Annotated in this window: 1 protein-coding gene; it reads left to right on the top strand. The window is 57.7% G+C overall.

Going from position 1 to position 508, the window contains the following annotated elements; all coding sequences use genetic code 11:
* The first annotated feature begins 192 nt into the window (after positions 1-192).
* A complete protein-coding gene (locus BT116_RS23490) occupies positions 193-495 on the top strand; it encodes a fructose-bisphosphate aldolase (protein ID WP_072347477.1) in 303 nt (100 codons plus the stop codon).
* The last annotated feature ends 13 nt before the right edge of the window (positions 496-508 follow it).

Here is a 508-nt window from a genome sequence, read left to right as displayed (position 1 = left end):
GACTCGTTTAGTGCGCTTGGGCTCGGTCATTGAGACTCCTTGGGAAAGGCAGTGTGCACCTAATGACCGTTTACACAAACTTCAGAACACCCTCTATCCTCGGTCTGCGAACCCACACGCAGCTACCACCCATTCGTTTCGCAGCGAATCGAAGTAGCTTTTTCTTGATACGAAGAATGAGTAACTATTGCCATGAACCAACGTGATCAACGCTTCACCCCTCTCACCCAAACCGCCACCACCCATCCCGTCCTGCTGATCGACGCCCAAGCCCCACTCCCCGAACTCCACGCCTGTGCCAGCGAACGCCTGCACGCCACGCTCGATTACCTGACGCTGGTCGCCTGCACCAGCCTGCGTGATTCGGCAGAGAACGACATCGCCACCATCACCAACGTCGCCCGGATCCTGGTGCAGGATGTGGCAGACGTGTTTGGCGTGATCGAACGGCGCGGCCTCGAAGGCGAACTCTCCATGGCGAAAACCAACGGGTAACTCAAGGCTGGCG

Source organism: Pseudomonas sp. NFACC16-2 (assembly GCF_900119205.1).
In the GTDB taxonomy this organism is placed as follows: domain Bacteria; phylum Pseudomonadota; class Gammaproteobacteria; order Pseudomonadales; family Pseudomonadaceae; genus Aquipseudomonas; species Aquipseudomonas fluorescens_Q.
The sequence above is the reverse complement of the archived record's forward strand: the minus strand, read 5'-3'. Positions and strand labels throughout refer to the sequence as shown.

Bases quoted from the DNA above. Each gene is read 5' to 3' on its own strand.
- BT116_RS23490 (WP_072347477.1), top strand. From the start codon at position 193: ATGAACCAACGTGATCAACGCTTCACCCCTCTCACCCAAACCGCCACC.